This is a genomic window from Thalassiella azotivora, assembly GCF_054781695.1.
The window spans coordinates 1-21336 of record NZ_BAAGTX010000032.1 but is presented as its reverse complement, the minus strand read 5'-3'; the positions used below and the strand labels follow the sequence as shown (position 1 = coordinate 21336).

Below are 21336 nucleotides of genomic sequence, written 5' to 3'. Positions count from 1 at the left end.
CCGGGGCCGCCGCTGTGGACGACGCGCCCACGACGCGGGTGCTGTGGAGGGCTCGCCGTGCGACAGCGGCTCGGGCGCGGTCAGCCGGGGAAGCCGTCGGGCTTGGGCACCTCGAGGTCGGACTTGGTCAGCTCCTCGACGTTGACGTCCTTGAACGTGACGACACGCACGGACTTCACGAAGCGCGCCGAGCGGTAGACGTCCCAGACCCACGCGTCGGTGAGGGTCAGCTCGAAGAACACCTCGCCGTCCGAGGTGCGCGGCTGGACCTCCACGTGGTTCGCCAGGTAGAAGCGCCGCTCGGTCTCGACGACGTAGGCGAACAGCCCGACGACGTCGCGGTACTCGCGGTACAGCGCGAGCTCCATCTCGGTCTCGTAGTTCTCGAGGTCCTCTGCGCTCATGACCCGACGCCCATCCTGTCGCTGTCGACGACGGACCGGTCGACGGAACGGTCCCGGTCCCCCGCTCGGGTGGGGCCCGGACCCTCGGCCGCCAGGCCCCGGTCCTGCTCCCCCATCATGCCGCCGTCGCCCCCCGCGCCGGGGGCGCACCCGGGCAACCGCCAGCTGCGCCGGTGCTGCTCGCAGGGTCCCAGCACGCCGAGCGCCTCCAGGTGCTCCGGGGCCGAGTAGCCCTTGTTGTCGGCCCAGCGGTACCCGGGGTGCAGGAGGCCACGCTCCACCATCAGCGCGTCCCGTGCCGTCTTGGCCAGGACGCTGGCGGCGGCGACGGCGGCGCACCGCAGGTCCGCCTTCACCTGGGTGCGCACCCGCGGGTCGCAGTCCGGAGCACCGACCTCGGGCCGGTCACCCAGCAGGTCGAGCAGGTCGGGCGCGGGGTTCGTCAGCCAGTCGTGCGACCCGTCCAGCAGCACCACGTCGGGCGGCTCCGGCAGCTGCGCGAGGGCTCGCCGTCCGGCCAGGCGCAGGGCGGCGATGATGCCCACCCGGTCGATCTCCTCGGGCTCGGCGTGCCCGACGGCCCACGCCGGCGCCCAGCGACGCAGCCGCGGGGCCAGCGCCTGGCGGGCCGCCGGGGTCAGCAGCTTGGAGTCGCGCAGCCCGCTCGGCGCCGTCCGGGTGCCGTCGTGCACGACCACGACCCCGACGGTCACCGGACCCGCCAGCGCCCCGCGACCGACCTCGTCCATCCCGGCGACGAGCCGGTGACCCTCGCGCAGCAGACGGCGCTCCTCGCGCAGGGACGGTGCCGCGCCCGCCCCGCGGCGCGGACCGGGCGGCGCGGCCGCGCCGCCCGGTCCGGGCGGCGGGGTCACGGGTCGGGCTCCGTGTCCTCCGGCTCCGTCTCCCCAGGGTCCGGCTGTCCAGGCTGGGTGCCACCCGGCTCGGTCGCGTCCTGCGCCGGCGGCGACTCCCGGGACGCCCCGGTGGGCGCCGGGACGTCGGCGAACACCTCGTCGTCCGCGGCGAGCCGGCTGAGCCGGTCCAGCGGCCAGATGACCGCGAACGCCTCACCGACGACGGAGTCGACGCTGACCGTGCCGCCGCCCTCGAGGTCGGTGTGCCACCGGGAGTCGCGGCTGTTCTGGCGGTTGTCGCCCAAGACCCACAGCCTGCCCTCGGGGACGACGACGTCGAACTCCCGCTCGCTGGGCGAGGCGCCCGGCGCCAGATAGGGCTCCTCGACCGGTTGGCCGTTGACGGTCACCCGTCCCGCCTCGTCGCAGCAGACGACGTGGTCGCCGGGCAGCCCCACGATCCGCTTGATCAGGTGCTCACCGGCGTCCTGCGGGAGGATCCCCACGAAGGTCAGCACGCGGACCACCGCGTCGGCCACGGGGCCGCGCTCCGGCTCGATGGTCTCGACGAGCCACCCGCCGGGGTCCTTGAAGACGACGACGTCACCTCGCTCGAGGTCGAAGGGCCCGGGGGTCAGCCGGCTGACCAGGACGCGGTCGCCCCGCAGGAGCGTGCGCTCCATCGACTCGGACGGGATGTAGAACGCCTGGACGAGGAACGTCTTGATCAGCAGCGACAGGACCAGTGCGGTGACGACGACCACGACGGTCTCGCGCAGCAGAGCCAGGGCCCCCGAGCGCCTGCGGTCGGTGGGTGCCTCGCGCCGCTGCCCGGACGGCGCGCCCGCACCGCCGGGCTCGCCCGCACCGCCCGGCTCGCCACCGCTGGGCTCACCACTGCCGCGGCGAGCAGCGTCCGGCGTCTGCGCACCGTGGCCCGCACCGGCCGCCTGGCCGGTCGCCGGCTCGTCGGTCGCCCGCACGGAACGCGGGCCCTGCGGACGGTCACCGGTCACCGGTCACCGCCGACCCGCTCGGGTCCGTGGCCGCGGCCGTGGTGTCGGCGCCGCGGTCGACCCGCTGCCACCGGTCCAGCGGCCAGACGACGGCGACCACCCGTCCCACGACTCGACTCATGGGCACCATCCCACCACCTGGGCTGCCGAGGTGTGCACGCGAGTCCGCCGAGTCGCTCCGGTGGTCCCCCATGACCCACAGCCTGCCGTCCGGTACCCGCACGTCGAAGCGCAGGTCGCTCGGCGTGTCACCGGGGAAGACGTAGGGCTCGTCGAGCGGGACGCCGTCGACGGTGATCCGCCCCTGCTCGTCGCAGCACCGCACCCGCTCGCCGGGCAGGCCGACGACGCGCTTGACGAAGTCCCGCTCCGAGCTGCCCAGCCCGAGCCAGCGGGCGACGGAGGCCGCGACGTCCCCACCGAGGGCGTGGTCGGGCGTCGGCGCGAACAGCCCGGTGCCGTCGAACACGACGACGTCCCCGCGCCGGATGCCCGACGTGCCGTCGACCGGGTCGACGTCACCCGTGTTGAGGACGACGACGCGGTCGCCCGGCTCCAGCAGCGGCTGCATGGAGCCCGACGGGATGACGTAGGCCTGCACCACGAAAGCGCGCAGCACGAGCGCGAGGAGGGCGCCCAGGAGCACCAGGGCGAGGACCTCGCGCAGCAGCGTGCGCCGTCGGCGGCGCCGCCGGGACGCGCGGGTCCCGACGGCGTCGGAGGACGTCGCCACCCCCGACCCCTCTCGCGTGGTGCGTGACCTCGCGAGGAGGTCGAGCCGGTCCGGACGGTCAGCGGGACGCGGGCGTCTCGCGCTTCTCGCGGATCTTGGCGGCCTTGCCCCGCAGGCTGCGCAGGTAGTAGAGCTTGGCGCGGCGCACGTCACCGCGGGTGACGACCTCGACCTTGTCGATGATCGGGGAGTGCACCGGGAAGGTGCGCTCGACACCGACCCCGAAGGAGATCTTGCGGACGGAGAACGTCTCGCGGACCCCGCCGCCCTGGCGGCGGATCACGACGCCCTTGAAGACCTGGACGCGGGAGCGGTTGCCCTCGACGACCTTGACGTGGACGTTGACGGTGTCGCCGGCCCGGAACTGCGGGATGTCGTCACGCAGGGAGGCGGCGTCGACGTGGTCGAGAGTGTGCATGGGAGAGTCGCTTCCCGGCAGGTGCCACAGGCCACCCGCGCGCATCGGGGGGCCGAGGGCCCCTGAGCTGTCGGTGTCGAACCGCGTGGACGTGAGCGCCGCTCGCCCCCTGTGGCAGGGGCGGCACCGACCGGGCGGTTCGAGGAGGAAGTCTGCCACAGCGGCGGCTGACGTCCGAAATCCGCGTCAGTCACCCGGGCGGTCGGGGTGGGCGCCCTCGGGCCCCACCCGCCACCCCTCCTCGGCCAGGACCGCCCGGTCCGCGGCGTCGAGCCGGTCGGCGGCGAGCCGGCGCAGGAGGTCGGGGCGGCCCCTGGCCGTCCGGCGCAGCTGCTCGTCGCGTCGCCACCGCCGCACCCGGCCGTGGTGCCCGGACAGCAGCACCTCTGGCACCTCCAGGCCCTGCCAGGCGGCCGGCTTGGTGTAGACGGGGTACTCGAGCAGGCCGTCGGCGTGGGACTCCTCGACGAGGCTCTCGGGGTTGCCGACGACCCCGGGCAGCAGCCTCCCGACCGCCTCGACCACGGCGAGGACGGCGACCTCGCCGCCGTTGAGCACGTAGTCGCCGAGGCTGAACGGCGTCACGGGCAGGTGGCGCGCCGCGTGGTCCAGGACCCGCTGGTCGATCCCCTCGTACCGACCGCAGGCGAACACCAGCCACGGCTGCCCCGCCCAGTCGTGCGCCGTGCGCTGGTCGAACGGGCGGCCGGAGGGCGTGGGGACGAGCAGGTGCGGCACGGCGTCCTGACCGAGCTGCTCCCGGCCGGTCGCCAGCACGTGGTCGAGCGCCTCGCCCCACGGCTCGGGGCGCATCACCATGCCGGCACCGCCCCCGTAGGGGGTGTCGTCCACGGTGCGGTGGCGGTCGTGGGTGAAGTCGCGCAGGTCGTGCACGTGCACGGACAGCAGGCCGGCCTCGGTGGCCCGGCCGAGCAGCGACAGGCGCAGCGGGGCCAGGTACTCGGGGAAGATCGTCAGGACGTCGACGCGCACTCCGCCGCCTCAGTCCGGCGCCGGGCCGTCGGCGGACGGGACGTCGGCCGGCACCTCGGGGCCGTCCTGCAGCAGCCCGCCCGGAGGGTCGAGGACGACGTGCCCGGCCTCGACGTCGACCTCGGGGACGATCTGCCGCACGAAGGGGACGAGGGCCTGGTGGCCCGACGGCTCCCGGACCACGAGGAGGTCCTGGGCCGCTCCGCCCAGCAGGTCCACCACCTCGCCGAGCCGGCGGCCCTCGGCGTCCACGGCGACGAGGCCCACCAGGGTGCTGACGTGCCAGGTGTCGGGCTCGTCGTCGGCGTCCGGCTCGACCTCGGCGAGGAGCAGCACGTCCCGCAGCGCCTCGGCCGACGTCCGGTCGCCGACGCCGTCGAACGTGAGCAGCAGCCGGCCGTTGTGGTCGCGTGCCGACCCGATGGTCAGCGGTCCGGCCGTCCGCGGGTCCGTGCGCAGGGTGCTGCCGGGGGCGAGGCGGCGGTCGGGGTCGTCCGTGCGGACCTCGACGGTCACCTCACCCCGCACCCCGTGGGGGCGACCCACGCGGGCGACGACGACCTGCATCCGGTGCTCCTGGTGTGTGCGGGGTGCTGCTCGGGACGGACGCTCGGGATGGACGTCCGGGACGTGGACGCGCGTCCGGCCCCGGTCCACCGAGGTGGGCCGGGGCCGGTCGACGTGGTGTGCTGGCCGGGCGTCAGCGGACCCGGTCGACGTCCACGACGTCGACCCGGACCTGGCCGTTGCCGGCGATCGCACCGAGCACCGTGCGCAGCGCCTTGGCGGTGCGACCGGAGCGACCGATCACCCGACCGAGGTCGTCGGGGTGCACCCGGACCTCGAGCACGGTGCCGCGCCGCAGCGACTTCTCGGTGATCCGGACGTCGTCGGGGTTGTCGACGATCCCCCGGACGAGGTGCTCGAGCGCCTCGGCGAGCACGTCAGGCCTTCGCCTCGTCCTGGCCGGCCTCGGCCGACTCGTTCGAGGTCGCCTCCGCCTCATCGGCCTTCGCCTCGTCGGCCTTCGCCTCGTCGGCCTTCGCCTCGTCGGCCTTCGCCTCGGACTTCTTGGCGGCCTTCTTCTTCGGCGTGGTGGCCTCGGCGGAGCTCTCGCCCGCGCTCTCCTTGGCGGCGGCCTCGAAGACGGCCTTCTTGTCGGCGGCCGCCTCCTTGACCTTCAGGGTGCCCTCGGCACCCGGCAGGCCCTTGAACTTCTGCCAGTCGCCGGTGACCTTGAGCAGCGCGGCGACCTGCTCGGTCGGCTGCGCGCCGACGCCGAGCCAGTACTGGGCGCGCTCGGAGTCGATGTCGATGAGCGACGGCTCCTCGGTCGGGTGGTACTTGCCGATCTCCTCGATCGCACGGCCGTCGCGCTTGGTGCGCGAGTCCATGACGACGACGCGGTAGTACGGGGCCCGGATCTTGCCCAGGCGCTTCAGTCGGATCTTGACGGCCACGTCTGTGGTGTCTCCTGTGTCTTGGCGGGGTGAGCCCTCGCGCCACCAGGTGGGGAACACGTGGCGGCGGCCGGGCTGCGGGACGCGGTGGGACCGGTGAGAGGGGCCGGGCGCACCGAGTGCACCGGCCATTGTGCCAGAGGGTGACCTCCCGGCACGAACCCGCGCGTCAGCCGCGTCAGAAGCGTCAGCCGCCTCGGTGCACCACCTGGCCGCGCAGGACGACGGCCACGGGCTCCGTGAGCGCCGCCGGGTCCTCGCGCGGGTCGGCGCGCAGCACCACCAGGTCGGCGGGTGCGCCCTCCTGGACGGCGGGGTGGCCGAGCCAGTCCCGGGCGCCCCAGCACGCGGCGTCCAGCGCGGCCCGCGCGCCGAGCCCGGCGCGGGCGAGCTCGGCGACCTCGTCGGCGACCAGCCCGTGCGGGAGCGAGCCGCCGGCGTCCGTGCCGCAGTAGACCCGCACCCCGGCCTCGTGCGCGGCGGCGACCGTCGCGTACCGCCGTTCGTGCAGCGCCCGCATGTGCGCGGCGTACGTCGGGAACTTGCCCTCGGCCGAGTCGGCGATGCCCGGGAAGGTCGCGATGTTGACCAGGGTGGGGACGATCGCCACGTCGTGCTCGACGAAGGACGCGATCGTCTCGTCGGTCAGGCCGGTGGCGTGCTCGATGCAGTCGATGCCCGCCGCGACCAGGTCGGGCAGGCAGTCCTCCCCGAAGCAGTGCGCGGTCACGCGGGCACCCTCGGCGTGCGCTGCGGCGACCGCGTCGACCAGCGCGTCCGCGGGCCAGCACGGCGCCAGGTCCCCCCGGTCCCGGTCGATCCAGTCCCCGACGAGCTTGACCCACCCGTCACCGCGGCGGGCCTCGGCCGTGACGTAGGCCGCCAGCTCGTCCGGCTCGACCTCGTGGGCGTAGTTGCGGATGTAGCGGCGGGTGCGGGCGATGTGCCGCCCCGCACGCACGATCCGGGGCAGGTCCACGGCGTCGTCGACCCACCGGGTGTCGGCGGGGCTGCCGGCGTCGCGCAGCAGCAGCGCCCCGGCGTCCCGGTCCGTGAGCGCCTGCGCCCGGGTCGTCGTCTCGTCCACGGCGCCGTGGGCGTCCAGGCCGACGTGGCAGTGGGCGTCGACCAGGCCGGGCAACGCCCACCCCTCGACGGTGCGCACGTCGTGGCCCGGCCCGGGCGCCGTGAACGTCACGCGGCCGTCGAGCACCCACAGCCCGTCGCGGACGTCGTCCTCGCCCGGCCCGGTCAGGACCGGGCCGCGCACGTGCAGCACGTCAGCCATGCGGTCGAACCTAACGAGCCGACGGGCGAACCGACGAGCGGGACGCCGGGCGGCGCGGCGGCGACGGCCGCCGGCACCTCGGCGGGTCGGCCTCAGCCGGTCGGCTCATCGGGGTGCCTCAGCGGGGGAGCCTCAGCGGGTCGGCGGCCGCGTCAGCGGCCGAGGAACTTCTCGAAGCCCGGCGGCAGCGCGGCCGGGTCGAGGTCCGCCAGCGGGTCCTCGTCCTGCGCGCCGCCGGCACCGAACGCCGCCCCGCCGGCACCACCGGGGCCCCCGGCCCGGGCGGCCGAGGCGCGCTCGGCCGCCTGGCGCTCCTGCTCGGCGCGCTTGGCGGGGTTGCCCGATCGGCCCTTGGCCCGCCCCTTGCCCTTCGCGGCCTTGCCCTTGGCCTTCTTGCCACCGCCCATCCCGGGCAGGCCCCCCATGCCCGGCATGCCGCCCATCCCCGGCAGGCCCGGCATGCCGCCGCCCTTGCGCATCTGGCGCATCATCTTCTGCGCGTCGGCGAAGCGGTCGAGGAGCTGGTTGACGTCGGTGACGGTCACGCCGGAGCCGCGGGCGATCCGGCTCCGGCGCGAGCCGTTGATGATCTTCGGGGCGCGGCGCTCCGCCGGGGTCATCGAGCGGACGATCGCCTCGACGCGGTCGATCTCGCGCTCGTCCAGGCTGTCGAGCTGGTCGCGGACCTCCGCCATGCCCGGCAGCATCCCGAGCATCTTCTTCAGCGAGCCCATCTTGCGGACGGCCTGCATCTGGGTGAGGAAGTCGTCGAGGGTGAAGTCGTCGCCCTCGATGAACCGGGACGCCAGGTCCTGGGCCTGCTCGGCGTCGAACGCCTTCTCCGCCTGCTCGATGAGGGTGAGGACGTCACCCATGTCGAGGATGCGCGAGGCCATCCGGTCGGGGTGGAACGGTTCGAACTCGGTGAGCTTCTCGCCCGTGGAGGCGAACATCACCGGCTTGCCCGTCACCGACGCGACCGACAGCGCGGCGCCGCCGCGGGCGTCGCCGTCGAGCTTGGTCAGGACGACACCGGTGATGCCGACGCCCTCGGAGAAGGCGTCGGCGGTGGTCACCGCGTCCTGACCGATCATCGCGTCGACGACGAACAGGACCTCGTCGGGCCGCACGGCGGCGCGGATGTCCGCGGCCTGCTGCATCATCTCGGCGTCGACGCCGAGGCGGCCCGCGGTGTCGACGATGACCACGTCGTGCTGGCGCGCCCGCGCCTCGTCGACGGACTGCCGCGCGACCGCGACCGGGTCGCCGGGTGCGACACCGGGCTGCTCGCCCTCCCCGGACGCGCCCGGGTGCGGCGCGAACACGCGGACGCCGGCCCGCTCGCCCACCACCTGCAGCTGCGTCACCGCGTTGGGCCGCTGGAGGTCCGCGGCCACGAGCAGCGGCGCGTGCCCCTGCCCCTTGAGCCAGTGCGCCAGCTTGCCGGCGAGGGTGGTCTTGCCGGCGCCCTGCAGGCCCGCGAGCATGATCACGGTCGGCGGGTTCTTGGCGAACGTCAGCCGCCGCGTCTGCCCGCCGAGGATGGTGACGAGCTCGTCGTTGACGATCTTGACGACCTGCTGGGCGGGGTTGAGCGCCTGCGAGACCTCCGCGGACAGCGCCCGCTCCCGCACCCGCGCGGCGAACTCGCGGACGACGGGCAGCGCCACGTCGGCGTCGAGCAGGGCCCGGCGGATCTCGCGGATGGTGGCGTCGACGTCGGCCTCGGACAGCCGGCCCTTGCCGCGCAGGTTCTTGAACGTGGCGGTGAGTCGGTCCGACAGGGTGGCGAACACGGGCGCGCAGGTCCTCGCTCTCGACGGTGGCCGGTGGACCGGCCGGGACGCGTGCGGGCGGCGCGACGCGCTGGTGCGGACGCCACCCGACAGGCCAGGGTAACCGCAGGCGGCTCAGCGTCCCGCCGGCCGTCCGCGGGCGACGGCGGTGGAGGGTGGCTCGGCGGCGTCGCCGAGCGCCGCGACGGCCCGCGCCGTCGCGGCCGGCTCGAGAGGCCCCGCGCCCGGACCGGTCAGGTACAGCACGTCGACCGCGCGTCCGGCGTGCGTGGCCACGTGCGCCGAGCGGACCTGCGCCCCGGACCCGTGCACGGCGGCCCCGAGCGCGTGCAGGAGCCCCGGGCGGTCCGGGGCCCGGACCTCCACCACCGTGGCGTCCTGGGCGGCGCCGGGCAGGACGAGGACGCGGACGCCGCCCGCGCCGGCGCTGCGCTCCGGTCGCCAGGACGCCTCGCGCCGGGTCAGCCGCTCGAGCACGGAGTGGTCGCCGCCGGTCATCCGCACCAGCCCGGTCCGCAGCGCGGCGGGATCGGGCAGCCGACCCCTCCCCTGCACCGACCACGTGTCGACGGCGACGCCGTCGAGGGTCCGCACGAGCGCCGAGCGCACGAGCAGGCCGTGCGCGGCCAGCAGGCCCGCGCAGTCGGCGAACAGACCCGGCCGGTCGGGGGCCACCACGGTGACGGCGTGCAGGCCGTCGAGCGGTACGACCTGCACCCTCGGGTCCCCGTCGGCCCGCACCGCGGCGACGAGCTCTCGCTCGGCGGGCGCCGGCGGGGTCGGGGCGGGCGGGGGGCTGCCGCGCAGCGCCACCCGCGAACGGGCCACGAGGTCGTCGACCAGGCGACGCCGCCACGCCGTCCAGGCGAGCGGGCCGGCGGCACGCGCGTCCGCCTCGGTCAGCGCGCGCAGCAGGTCCAGCACGTCCTCGCGGCCGTCGACCGCCGCGACGAGGGCCTGCAGGGTGCGCGGGTCGTCGGGGTCCCGACGGGTGGCCAGCTCCACGAGGGTGAGGTGCTCCCGGACGAGCCGCTCGACGACCTCGGCGTCGGCGCGGTCCAGGCCGAGACGTCGGGCGCAGCGGTACGCGACCGGGGCGCCGACGCCGGCGTGGTCGACCGCCCCCGGCACCTTGCCGATGTCGTGCAGCAGCGCGGCGAGCAGGAGCACGTCCGGCCGGGCGACGTCGTCGAGCATCCCCGACGCGACCACGCACGTCTGCACCAGGTGCCGGTCGACGGTGTGCCGGTGCACGACGGTGCGTTGCGGCCGGTTGCGCACAGGGCGCCACTCGGGGAACCAGCACGTGACCAGCCCGGCCTGGTCCAGGGTCTCCCAGACGGGCACGAGGCCGTCCCCGGAGCCGAGCAGGTCGAGCAGCGCCTCCCGGGCCGCCGCGGGCCACGGGTCGGGCAGCGCGGCGGCGCCGGTCGACAGGTGCTCGGCCGTCACGGGCGACAGCGGGAGCCCGAGCCGGGCCGCCGTGGCCGCGGCGCGCACAGCGAGGGCCGCGTCCGCACCGGGCCTGGCGTCCGGGCCGAGGCAGACCTCGCCGTCGTGCTCGACGAGGTCGGCACCGTCGGCGCCGACGGGGCGCAGGCGGGGACGCCGGCGGCGCAGGCCGGGCCGTGTCGCGGCCGCTCCGCGCGCCCGGCGCAGGGTCTGGTCGGTGACCCAGGCCAGCGCCCGCGCGGCGGCGGCGACGTCGGCCAGCAGCGCGTCGGCGTCCGGCAGGCCGGTGGTCACCGCGACGGCGTCCTGGTCCGCCAGGGTGAGCCGCTCCCCCGGTCGCCCGGTGACCACCTGGAGCGCGTCGCGGACGTCGAGCAGCCGCAGGTAGGCCGGGCCGGCGACGCGGTGCGGCGCGTCGGCCAGCCAGCTCGCGGCGACGGCCTGCAGGACGACGCCGTCGCGCAGGCCCCCGCGCGCCTCCTTGAGATCCGGTTCGAGCAGGTAGGCCAGCTCGCCGTGCAGCCGGGTGCGCTCGGCCACGCCGTCCAGCAGCTCGGGCAGGCGACGGCGGGCGTGCCGGCGCCACTGCTCGCGCAGCGACTCGCGGGCCTGCAGCACCATCGGCCCGTCGCCGCCCAGCGGACGCAGGTCGAGCATCCCGATGGCGGCCGGGACGTCGGCCGCGGCGACCTCCCGGCACTGGCCCAGCGAGCGGACCGAGTGGTCCAGCCGCAGCCCGGCGTCCCAGACCGGGTACCAGAGCCGGTCGGCGAGGGCCGCGAGCTCGCCGCCGTCCGCGGAGCGGCCGTCGTGGAGCAGGACGAGGTCGAGGTCGCCGGCGGGTCCGGCGTCCCGTCGGGCCTGGCCGCCGACGGCGGCCAGCGCGACCCCGGGCGGGGTGCGTCGTCCCCAGACGGCGGTGGTGGCGTCCACCCAGACGTCGGCCAGCCAGGTGTCGACGAGCCCGGCGAGCCGCTCGCGGCGGTGCGCCCCGGCCGCGGGGTCGTCCAGACCCGAGCGCACCGCCAGGGCCAGCCGCTCGCGGCGCAGGTCCCTGCGGGGGACCTGGCCGGCCGGGTGCGCCCCGGTGGCGGGTGCGGCTGGTGTCCTGGCGGTGCGCTCGGGTGCGTCCATGGCAGGTGCGCCTAGAGCGCGTCCACCCCTCGCTCGCCGGTGCGAACGCGGACGACGTCCTCGACGGGCACGGTCCAGACCTTGCCGTCTCCGATCCGCCCGGTGGACGCGGCCTTGACGAGCACCTCCACGACGTCGGCGGCGTCGACGTCGTCGACGAGCACCTCGATCCGGACCTTCGGCACGAGGTCGACGGTGTACTCCGCCCCCCGGTACACCTCGGTGTGCCCGCGCTGGCGGCCGTAGCCGCTGGCCTCGCTGACGGTCATGCCCTGGACGCCGAACGCCTCGAGGGCGGTCTTGACGTCGTCCAGCTTGTGCGGCTTGACGACCGCGGTCACGAGCCTCATGCCGACACCTCCTCCGCGGTCATGCCGGTGGACCCGGCGGTGGACGCCTTGGCGGTCGCGGGACGGAACCCGCCGCCGATGGGACCGAGGTCGTAGCCGGCCTCGGCGTGCTCGACCTGGTCGATGCCCGCGACCTCGTCCTCCTCGCTGATCCGCCAGCCGATGGTGGCCTTGACGGCGAAGGCGATCACCGCGGTGACGGCCAGGGAGTAGGCGACGGCGACGACGGCGATGATCGTCTGCACGGCGAGCTGGGCCGCGCCGCCGCCGTACAGCAGGCCGCCCTCGGTGGCGAGGAGCCCGATCGCGACGGTGCCCCAGAGACCCGCGACGAGGTGCACGCCGACGACGTCGAGGGAGTCGTCGTAGCCGAGCCGGTACTTCAGCCCGACGGCGAGGGCGCACAGGGCGCCGGCGACCACCCCGAGGGCGAGCGAGCCCAGCGGCGAGAGCGCCCCGGCGGCAGGGGTGATCGCGACGAGCCCCGCGACGACGCCGGACGCCGCGCCCAGGGAGGTGGCGTGGCCGTCGCGCAGCCGCTCGACGAGCAGCCACCCGAGGACGGCGGCGGCGGTGGCGCCGGTGGTGTTGACCCAGGCCAGGCCCGCCGTGCCGTCCGCGGTGAACGCGGAGCCGGCGTTGAAGCCGAACCAGCCGAACCACAGCAGGGCGGCGCCGAGCATGACCAGCGGCAGGTTGTTGGGGCGCATGGGCTCCGACCCGAAGCCCTTGCGCCGTCCGACGACGAGCGCGAGGACCAGCGCCGCGGCACCGGCGTTGATGTGGACGACGGTCCCGCCGGCGAAGTCGATCGGCGCGGCGATCGACGCGAACGGGCCGTCACCGCTGAGCAGGCCGCCGCCCCAGACCATGTGGGCCATGGGGAAGTAGGCCAGGGTCACCCAGATCGCGGTGAAGACCATCCAGGCGCTGTACCGCACCCGGTCGGCGACCGCTCCGCTGATCAGCGCGGTGGTGATGATCGCGAACGTCACCTGGAAGGCGACGCCGACGACGGCCGGGACGCCGTAGTCGTCGACCAGGAAGCTGCCGTCCTCGGCGTACAGGGTGTCCTTCAGGCCGAGGTGCGTCAGCGGGTTGCCGACGACGCCGGCGAGGGAGTCCCCGCTGTAGGACATCGACCAGCCCCACAGGTAGTAGACGACCGTGACGACGGCCATCGCCCCGAAGGACATCATGATCATGTTGAGCACGGACTTGCCGCGGACCATGCCGCCGTAGAACAGCGCCAGGCCGGGGGTCATGAGCAGCACGAGAGACGCTGAGACCAGCATCCACGCGGTCGCTCCGGTATCGAGTTCCACGTCGGACCTCCTGTCGGGATCGGCTCCTCCGCCGATGCAGGGGTCCAGCGTGGGGACGGGACGTTTCGTCCCCGGTGCCTCGTCGGTGTCGTCCGTGTGACATCCGCCCGGGGTGTGTGAACTCCGTGTTTCGGGGACTCCGTGTTTCGGGGTCGGCGGGCCCGCGGACCCGGCGGCGGCCCGGTCAGGCGTCCCCGGCGCGCAGTGCCTCGCGCACGCTGGTCCGCCGGTCGGTCCGCAGCAGGGAGTTCTCGTACACCCGGGCGCCGAGCCGCACGAGCAGGACCGCGGTCGCGACCACGAGTCCCGCGGACAGCAGCGGCTGCCACAGCGGCACGTCCTCGGACAGCATCCGCACCGGCATCGCCACCGACGACACCAGCGGGACGTAGGAGCCCACCGTCAGCACGTCGCCGCTGCCGGTGATGCCGACGAACAGCGCCGCCAGGACCAGGACCTGCACCGGCATCGTGGTGGCCTGCAGGTCCTCCTGGCGGGTGGCGACCGACCCGGCCACGGCCCACACGCAGGCCAGCGCGGCGAACCCGAGCAGGAAGAACACGACGAACCAGAGGCTTGCCGCCAGGACCAGCGAGAGCACCTCACCCTGCCCGGCGAGCGCCAGACCGGCCAGGCCGGTCGACGCGAGCAGGACGACCTGCCCGATGGCCAGGGCGCTGTTGCCGACGACCTTGCCCCACAGCAGCTGCCGGATCGGCACGGTGGCCGCCAGGATCTCCACGACCCTGCTCTGCTTCTCCTCGATGACGCTCTGGGCGATGGCGATGCCGAAGGTCAGCGCGGTGACGTAGAACAGGAAGCCGAAGGCGGCCGCGAGCAGGTACCGGAGGTCCTCGTCGAGGTCACCGGGTTGCACCACCCGCTCGCCGAGCACCGTCCCGGCGAGCAGGGTCGCCGGCTCGGCGCCGAGGTCGGCGGCGTTCGCGGCCAGCTCGGCGTCGGCGACGGCCTCGGCCAGCGGCCGCCCGGCCTGCGAGGGCACCTCGTCCTGGCCCACCAGCTCCCAGCGCGCCGCCGGGTCGTCCGGGGTGCCGTCGACGGCCAGCAGGGCGAGGTCCACCTCGCCCTCGGCGAGCAGGCGCTGCGCCTCGGCGGCGTCGGCGACGTCGCGGGTGGTGAACCGGGCCCCGGCACCGTCGTCCGCGCGGTCGCCGGCGCCGTCGTCAGCGCCGTCGCCAGCGCCGTCGTCCGCGCCGTCGTCCGCGTCCTCGACGACCTGCCGCGCGGCGGGCTCGACCACGGCGACCTCGTAGCTGCTGGTGCGTCCGGACATGAACGAGCTGAAGGCGATCACCCCGACGAGCAGGACCACCATGAACGCCGTGGACAGCACGAACGTCCGGTCGCGCAGCTTGACGGCCACCTCGCGGCCGGCGACCAGCCGCCACGCGGTGCGGTCGGGCAGCGCGGCGACGTCCCGGCCGGCGGCGGGCACACCCGCGCCGGTCGGCGCCTGCGGGCGGGTGCCGGCGTCGCCCGTGGTGGTGGGGGTGCTCATCGGACGACCTCCCGGAAGACGTCGGACAGGGCGGGGACGACGGCGGCCAGCTCGTGGACCTCGCCGCGCGCCAGCGCCCGGGTGAGCAGCTCGCTGCCCGCGCCCGGGGCCGACAGGTCGACCAGTGCGGTGTCACCGTCGACGTCGAGGACGACGACCCCCGGCACGTCCCGCACCCACCCGGCGTCCGCGCCGTCGGCCAGGACCAGACGGTGCAGGCTGCCGCCCGAGCGGCGCAGGTCCTCCACGCCGCCGGCGGCGGCGACGCGGCCGCCGGCGAGGATGACGAGGTCGTCGCACAGCTGCTCGACCAGGTCGAGCTGGTGGCTGGAGAACAGGACGGGGACGCCGTCCGCGACCTCGTCGCGCAGCAGCGAGGCCATCGCGTCGACCGCGATCGGGTCCAGCCCGCTGAACGGCTCGTCCAGGACCAGCGCGATGGGCCGGTGCACGAGCGCCGCGGCGATCTGCACGCGCTGCTGGTTGCCGAGGCTGAGCGTGTCGAGGCGGTCGTCGCGCCGGGCGGCCAGGTCGAGGCGCTCCAGCAGGTCGTCCACGCGCCGGGCGGCGTCTCGCTCGGCCATGCCGTGCAGCCGCCCGAAGTACACGAGCTGCTCGTGCACCCGCTGCTTGGGGTACAGCCCCCGCTCCTCGGGCATGTAGCCGAAGCGCTGCCGGTCCGCGCGGGTCACCGGGTGGCCGTCCCAGCGCACCTCGCCGGACGTGGCCGACAGCACCCCGAGGACGATGCGCATCGTCGTGGTCTTGCCGGCGCCGTTGGCGCCGACGAAACCGGTCATCCGGGCGGGGGCGACGTCGAACGTCAGCCCGTCGAGGGCGGTCACGTCGCCGAACCGGCGCGTCAGGTCACGGATCTCGAGCACGCCCCGACGCTACGTCCGCCGGCCCGACCACCGCGTCAGCCCCCGGTCTGACACCGCCGCTCCCTCCCGGTGCTGAGGGCGGCGGCGCGGGACGTGACCGGCTCACGGGCAGCCCGGGGGGTCAGGACGCGTCACCCGGGGCGACGAGCCCGCACTCGTAGGCGAACACGACGGCCTGCACCCGGTCGCGCAGGTCCAGCTTCATCAGCACCCGCGACACGTGCGTCTTGACCGTGGCCTCGCCCAGGACCAGCGTGCGCGCGATCTCGCTGTTCGACAGGCCCTGGGCCACGAGCACGAGCACCTCCCGCTCGCGCTCCGTGAGCGCCGCGACCCGGTCGGGCCGGTAGCCGACGCCCTGCGACCCGGCGAACCGGGCGATGACCCGGCGGGTCACCTGCGGGGCGAGCAGCGCGTGCCCGGCGGCGACCGCCCGGATCGCGTCCACGAGGTCCTCGGGGACGGTGTTCTTCAGCAGGAAGCCGCTGGCACCGGCGCGCAGGGCGTCGAAGAGGTAGTCGTCGCGGTCGAAGGTGGTCAGCACGATGACGCGGCTGTCGGTGGAGGCGACGACGTCCGCGGTGGCGCGCACGCCGTCCACGCCGGGCATCTGCACGTCCATGAGGACGACGTCAGGGCGCAGCCGCTGCACGACGTCGACGGCCTGCGCGCCGTCCGAGGCCTCGCCGACGACCTCGACGTCGTCCTCCACCGACAGGATCATCGAGAACCCCGTGCGCACCAGGGCCTGGTCGTCCACCAGGACGACCCGGATCGGCCGGGGCGCGTCCCCGGGCGGGCACGAGCCCTCCGCGGCGGTCCGCCCGTGCTGCGCGCTCACCGGACGGCCTGCCCGACCTGCGGGGTGGGGGCGTGGTGGCCGGCGGCGGTCGCCACCTCGTCGCGGACGACGAGCGGGAGGCGCACGCGGACCCGGTAGCCGCCGAAGGGCCGCGGGCCGATCTCGGCGACGCCGCCGTGCAGCTGCGCGCGCTCGCGCATGCCGAGGTGACCCAGTCCGCTGCCGGACGTCGCGCCGCGCGGTCTGCCGTCGTCCAGGACCTCGACCTCGACCGTCGCCCCTGGGCGCCCGCCGTCGGCACCCCGCGCCGCGTCACCGTCGGCGCCGCGGACGGCCCCCGGGCCACCCACCGGGTAGCGCAGCGTCACGTGGGCGGTCCGCGCGGTCGAGTGGCGGCGGACGTTCGCGAGCGCCTCCTGGACGGTGCGGTACAGCGACAGCGACAGCGTGCTGGGCAGCTCCACCGGCGAGCCGACGACCGTCAGCCGGACGTCGACGCCCTGCTCGCGGACCTGGGCGCAGAGGTCGGGCAGGCGGCTCACCCCCGGCTGGGGTGACCGGTCGGAGGCACCCGACCCGCCGGCGCGACCGGTCACGTCACCCGGCGGACCGCCCGGAGCCGTCGCCGTCCCCGGGGCCGGGGCCCCGGCGCGACGACCACCGTCGCCGCCCTCGTCGGCGACACCGGCCTCGAAGGACTCCGCCGCCTCCGCCGCCTCGTCGCCGCTGCGGAGCACGCCGAGCAGCGAACGCATCTCCCCCACCGCCGCGCGGCTGGACTCCTCAACGGCACCCATCGCGCGCCGGGCGGCGTCGGGGTCCTTCTCCAGCGTGCGCCGGGCGGCCGCCGCCTGGACGCCGATCACGCTCACGTGGTGGGCGACGACGTCGTGCAGCTCCCGGGCGATCCGCAGCCGGTCCGCCGCGACGGCGCGCCGGGCGCTGATCGCCTGCTCGCGCTCCAGCCGCTGCGTCTGCAGGCGAAGCTCGGTGCGCTGACGGGCCGCGCGCCAGGCGGACGTGCCGATCATCCAGGCCCCGACGAAGTAGACGACGTTGATGACGACGGTGACCAGGACGGCGGCGGTCAGCGGCGGCAGCGCACCGGTGCGCCCGGTGTCGGCCAGGTCGTCGACCATGCCGCCGAGCGCCAGCTGGAAGGCCAGCCAGGCGAACATCACCAGGCAGACGACGCCGAACAGACCGGTCGTGCGGTGCCGGCCCCTCCCCCACGCCGCCGCGGTGTACAGGGCGGAGAAGAAGCAGATCTGGACCATGAACGTGGCCGCGACGGACGGTGCGCGCAGGCCGCTGGCGAGGAAGACCGCGGAGGAGACGGTCAGGACGGCCAACGGGTACCGGCGCCGCACGGTCAGCGGCAGGGCGATCGCCGCACCCCACAGCAGTGACTCCGCGACGCCGCGCTGCGGCCCGTACTCGAGCATCCCCGCGCTGCGGGACATCTCGACCATGACGAGCGTGACGACGGTGACCGCGAGACCGGCGACGAGGTCGATCCGCAGGCCGCGGGCGTCCGGCGGCGGCCGGTCCCAGTCCGTCCCGAGGGTCGACGAGCCCGAGCGCGTCATGGCGTCGCGGAGGGCGGTGAGCACCTCACGAGGCTAGCGACCGCCACCCGTCCGGCCGTCAGCCCCGCGGCGGACCGGCGGGCTCCTCCCCGCGGACGAGGCGCCCCCGGTCAGGCGAGCAGCGCGTCGACGAACGCCTCGGGCTCGAAGGGGGCCAGGTCGTCCGGGCCCTCACCGAGCCCGACGAGCTTGACCGGGACGCCGAGCTCGCGCTGGACGGCGACCACGATGCCGCCCTTGGCGGTGCCGTCGAGCTTGGTCAGCACGATCCCGGTGACGTCGACGACCTCGGAGAACACCTGCGCCTGCCGCATGCCGTTCTGACCCGTCGTGGCGTCCAGCACGAGGAGCACCTCGTCGATCGTCCCGCCCTGCGGCCCGAGTGCGCGCTCCGCGACCCGCTTGACCTTGCCGAGCTCGTCCATCAGGCCGACCTTGTTCTGCAGCCGGCCCGCGGTGTCGAGCAGGACGACGTCCGCCTCGACCTCGATCCCGGCCTTGACGGCGTCGAACGCCACGGAGGCCGGGTCGGCGCCCTCGCGGTCCGAGCGGATCGTGGGCACGCCCACCCGTCCACCCCACGTCTGCAGCTGGTCGGCCGCGGCGGCCCGGAAGGTGTCGGCGGCACCGAGGACGACGTCCCTGTCCTGGGCGACGAGCACGCGGGCGAGCTTGCCGACGGTGGTGGTCTTGCCCGTGCCGTTCACCCCGACGACGAGGACGACGGCGGGGCGGGTGTCCGTGCGCTGCACGTGCAGCGACCGGTCCAGGTCGGGCCCGACGAGCGCCAGCAGCTCCTCGCGCAGCAGCGTGCGGAGCTGCTCGGGGTCGCGGGTGCCCTGGACCCTGACCCGCTCACGCAGCCGGTCGACGAGCTCGGTCGTCGGCCCGACGCCGAGGTCGGCCAGCAGGAGCGTCTCCTCGACCTCCTCCCACGTCGCCTCGTCCACGGTGTCGCGGGACAGCAGCGCCAGCAGGCCCTTGCCGAGCGCGTTGTTGGACCGCGCGAGCCGGGCGCGCAGCCGGACGAGCCGCCCCTCGGCCGCCTCGGGGCGCTCGAGCGTGGGGGCCGCGGCCTCGGGCACCAGCGTCGGCTCGGCGACCAGGTCCGGGGCGGTGACGACGCTGTCCGGCGGGGGCAGCGTGTCGACGGTGCGCTTCGGCGCGTCACGTGGTGGCTCGGCGTCGTCCCCCACCCCGGGCAGGCGGTCCCGGTCGGTCGGCGGCGGCGCCGTCCGACCCCCGCCTCGCCGGACGAGACCGACGACCAGGCCGACGACGGCGAGCAGGACGACGACCGCGATCGCGATGATCAGCTCGATGGCTTCCACGGGACGTCAGTCTCCCAGACGAGGGCCACCGCGCCCGCGCAGGCTCCGCCCGTGCGGCGACCGGCACCCTCGGGACGCGAACCTCAGCCGGTCGGTGCGGCGCGACCGTGCCCGGCGCGGGCGTGGCCCGCGCCGACGGGTCGGCGGCCGTGCCGGGGGCCGGACACCGGGTCGCCCCAGCCGAGGTCGACCAGTCGACGGTGCGCCCCGCGGCGTCCGGTCGGGGGGACGAGCTCGGCGTCGTCGCGCAGGTCGATCTCGTCGAGCGGCTCACGCGCAGCCTGCTGCGGCGCCGCGGCAGGGGTCGACGGCGCGGCGGCGCCCGACCGCGGTGCGGTCAGGACGTCGGCCGCGGGCTCGTCCGGCGCACCCGTCGGCGCCGTCCGGACCGCACCCGCCGGCGGCGGTGCCGCCTGCTCGTCGCGCGCCTCGACAGGCCCGGCCACCGCAGCGCGCTCGCCGCGCTGCACGGGCTCGGGAGCCTGCGCCCGCTCGGGAGCCTGCGTCCGCTCGGGAGCCTGCGTCCGCTCACGGGCCTGCGCCCGCTCACGGGCCTGGGCCGCCATCGCACGGGCGCGCCGCCTGGCCTCCGCGATCGTCTCCTCCCCCTCGTCGGAGAGGAAGGGCGCACCGGACCGCAGCTGCGGCAGGGCCACCAGGGCGAGGACGACGACGGCGGCGACCAGGCACACGAGCATCCCGATCACGACGGAGGTCACGGGACCAACCTTCTCCCGTGCCGGGGGACGCCGCAAAACCCGTCTCGCGTGTCGCGCGTGACACCGCCCACGTCGGGATGGTCCGGTGCGGTGACCGCCGGGTCAGGCGGTCTGCGCCTCCCGCAGCCGCTGGCTCACGACCGTCGTCACGCCGTCCCCGCGCATGGTCACCCCGTACAGCGCGTCGGCGATCTCCATGGTCCGCTTCTGGTGGGTGATGACGATGAGCTGGGAGGAGTCCCGCAGCTCCTCCATGATCGTGATGAGCCGGCCGAGGTTGGTGTCGTCGAGCGCGGCCTCGACCTCGTCCAGGACGTAGAACGGGCTGGGACGCGCCTTGAAGATGGCCACCAGCAGCGCCACCGCGGTCAGGGACCGCTCACCGCCGGACAGCAGCGACAGCCGCTTGACCTTCTTGCCCGCCGGCCGGGCCTCCACCTCGATGCCGGTGGTCAGCAGGTCGGACGGGTCGGTCAGCACCAGCCGGCCCTCACCCCCGGGGAACAGCCGGGAGAAGACGCCCTCGAACTCCCGGCGCGTGTCCTCCCAGGCAGCGGCGAACACCTGCTGCACGCGCTCGTCGACCTCGCGGACGATGTCGAGGAGGTCCTTGCGGGAGCGCTTGAGGTCCTCGAGCTGCTCGGTGAGGAACTTGTGCCGCTCCTCCAGGGCCGCGAACTCCTCCAGGGCCAGCGGGTTGACCTTGCCGAGCTGGTTCAGCGCCCGCTCGGCCCTGCGCAGCCGCTTGAGCTGCTCCTCGCGCACGAACGGCCTCGGCTGCGCCGGCTCGTCGGGTTCGGGGTCACCCGGCGCCGGCGGCGAGGGCGGGACCGGCTGGTGCGGACCGAACTCCTCGACGAGCACCTCGGGGTCGGTGCCGAGCTCCTCGACGGCCTTGGTCTGCAGCGCCTCGATCCGCAGCCGCTGCTGGGTGCGTGCCACCTCGTCCTTGTGCACGGAGTCGGTGAGCTGCGCCAGCTCGGCGGCGAGCTCGTCGACCGCGCGCCGCCGCGCCTGCGTGACGGCCTCGCGCTCGGTGCGCTCGGCCTCCGCGGCGTCGCGGGCGGTGGCGGCCTCGTCCAGCGCGCGCTCGGCCGTCCTCGACGAGTCGTCGGTGCGCACGGGCGGGGCGTTCGACTGCCGCGGCGCCGTGCTGCTGTCCGTGGCGGCCACCGCGTTCATGCTCGCGGTGTCCAAGGGCGGGCAGTGGGGGTGGACGGCGCCCCTGACGATCGCGCTCGGTGTCGGCGGCGCGCTGCTCGTCGT

Annotated in this window: 20 protein-coding genes and 1 pseudogene; all 21 read right to left on the bottom strand. The window is 75.5% G+C overall.

Going from position 1 to position 21336, the window contains the following annotated elements:
• Nucleotides 1-80 precede the first annotated feature (80 nt).
• Entirely contained in the window at nt 81-404 is a 324-nt protein-coding gene (locus ACYVQV_RS17600) for a DUF2469 domain-containing protein (protein WP_461024619.1), read from the bottom strand.
• Nucleotides 401-1279 (bottom strand): ribonuclease HII, encoded by an 879-nt coding sequence (locus ACYVQV_RS17595; RefSeq protein WP_461024618.1) that lies wholly within the window; start codon nt 1277-1279, stop codon nt 401-403. The genes ACYVQV_RS17600 and ACYVQV_RS17595 overlap by 4 nt, the downstream gene beginning before the upstream one ends.
• A complete protein-coding gene (lepB, locus tag ACYVQV_RS17590; RefSeq protein WP_461024617.1) occupies nt 1276-2244 on the bottom strand; it encodes a signal peptidase I in 969 nt (322 codons plus the stop codon). The genes ACYVQV_RS17595 and lepB (ACYVQV_RS17590) overlap by 4 nt, the downstream gene beginning before the upstream one ends.
• 22 nt (nt 2245-2266) lie before the next feature.
• Entirely contained in the window at nt 2267-3010 is a 744-nt protein-coding gene (lepB, locus tag ACYVQV_RS17585) for a signal peptidase I (RefSeq protein ID WP_461024616.1), read from the bottom strand.
• Nucleotides 3011-3068: 58 nt separating this feature from the next.
• Nucleotides 3069-3428 (bottom strand): 50S ribosomal protein L19, encoded by a 360-nt coding sequence (gene rplS / locus ACYVQV_RS17580; protein WP_461024615.1) that lies wholly within the window; start codon nt 3426-3428, stop codon nt 3069-3071.
• 186 nt (nt 3429-3614) lie between these two features.
• Complete coding sequence (gene trmD / locus ACYVQV_RS17575) at nt 3615-4421, bottom strand: tRNA (guanosine(37)-N1)-methyltransferase TrmD (RefSeq protein ID WP_461024614.1); 807 nt, start codon at nt 4419-4421, stop codon at nt 3615-3617.
• Nucleotides 4422-4430: 9 nt separating this feature from the next.
• A complete protein-coding gene (gene rimM / locus ACYVQV_RS17570) occupies nt 4431-4988 on the bottom strand; it encodes a ribosome maturation factor RimM (RefSeq protein WP_461024613.1) in 558 nt (185 codons plus the stop codon).
• A gap of 133 nt (nt 4989-5121) precedes the next feature.
• The gene (locus ACYVQV_RS17565) at nt 5122-5364 is read right to left on the bottom strand and encodes an RNA-binding protein (protein ID WP_461024612.1); all 243 of its coding nucleotides are present in this window, start codon (nt 5362-5364) and stop codon (nt 5122-5124) included.
• A gap of 1 nt (nt 5365) precedes the next feature.
• Nucleotides 5366-5881 (bottom strand): 30S ribosomal protein S16, encoded by a 516-nt coding sequence (gene rpsP / locus ACYVQV_RS17560; protein ID WP_461024611.1) that lies wholly within the window; start codon nt 5879-5881, stop codon nt 5366-5368.
• A 187-nt stretch (nt 5882-6068) separates the two neighbouring features.
• Complete coding sequence (locus ACYVQV_RS17555; RefSeq protein ID WP_461024610.1) at nt 6069-7169, bottom strand: amidohydrolase family protein; 1101 nt, start codon at nt 7167-7169, stop codon at nt 6069-6071.
• Nucleotides 7170-7321: 152 nt separating this feature from the next.
• Nucleotides 7322-8965 (bottom strand): signal recognition particle protein, encoded by a 1644-nt coding sequence (ffh, locus tag ACYVQV_RS17550; RefSeq protein ID WP_461024609.1) that lies wholly within the window; start codon nt 8963-8965, stop codon nt 7322-7324.
• Between the two features lie 114 nt (nt 8966-9079).
• Entirely contained in the window at nt 9080-11551 is a 2472-nt protein-coding gene (locus ACYVQV_RS17545; protein ID WP_461024608.1) for a [protein-PII] uridylyltransferase, read from the bottom strand.
• Nucleotides 11552-11562: 11 nt separating this feature from the next.
• Complete coding sequence (locus ACYVQV_RS17540) at nt 11563-11901, bottom strand: P-II family nitrogen regulator (RefSeq protein WP_461024607.1); 339 nt, start codon at nt 11899-11901, stop codon at nt 11563-11565.
• Nucleotides 11898-13196 carry an ammonium transporter gene (locus ACYVQV_RS17535; protein WP_461024636.1) on the bottom strand — a complete coding sequence of 433 codons (1299 nt, stop codon included), beginning with the start codon at nt 13194-13196 and terminating at the stop codon, nt 11898-11900. Before ACYVQV_RS17535 ends, ACYVQV_RS17540 begins: the two co-directional genes overlap by 4 nt.
• A gap of 214 nt (nt 13197-13410) precedes the next feature.
• A complete protein-coding gene (locus ACYVQV_RS17530) occupies nt 13411-14745 on the bottom strand; it encodes an ABC transporter permease (protein ID WP_461024606.1) in 1335 nt (444 codons plus the stop codon).
• Nucleotides 14742-15629, bottom strand: coding sequence for an ABC transporter ATP-binding protein (locus tag ACYVQV_RS17525; protein WP_461024605.1), 888 nt, complete (start codon nt 15627-15629; stop codon nt 14742-14744). Before ACYVQV_RS17525 ends, ACYVQV_RS17530 begins: the two co-directional genes overlap by 4 nt.
• A gap of 121 nt (nt 15630-15750) precedes the next feature.
• On the bottom strand, nt 15751-16353 hold the full coding sequence (locus tag ACYVQV_RS17520) for a response regulator (RefSeq protein WP_461024635.1): 603 nt from the start codon (nt 16351-16353) through the stop codon (nt 15751-15753).
• Nucleotides 16354-16466: 113 nt separating this feature from the next.
• Entirely contained in the window at nt 16467-18044 is a 1578-nt protein-coding gene (locus ACYVQV_RS17515) for a sensor histidine kinase (protein WP_461024604.1), read from the bottom strand.
• Nucleotides 18045-18130: 86 nt separating this feature from the next.
• Complete coding sequence (gene ftsY / locus ACYVQV_RS17510; RefSeq protein WP_461024603.1) at nt 18131-19351, bottom strand: signal recognition particle-docking protein FtsY; 1221 nt, start codon at nt 19349-19351, stop codon at nt 18131-18133.
• A gap of 83 nt (nt 19352-19434) precedes the next feature.
• Nucleotides 19435-20070, bottom strand: a complete 636-nt coding sequence (locus tag ACYVQV_RS17505; protein ID WP_461024602.1) for a hypothetical protein — start codon at nt 20068-20070, stop codon at nt 19435-19437.
• 102 nt (nt 20071-20172) lie between these two features.
• A pseudogene (locus ACYVQV_RS17500) lies at nt 20173-21138 on the bottom strand (AAA family ATPase); the annotation flags it as partial.
• Nucleotides 21139-21336 lie beyond the last annotated feature (198 nt).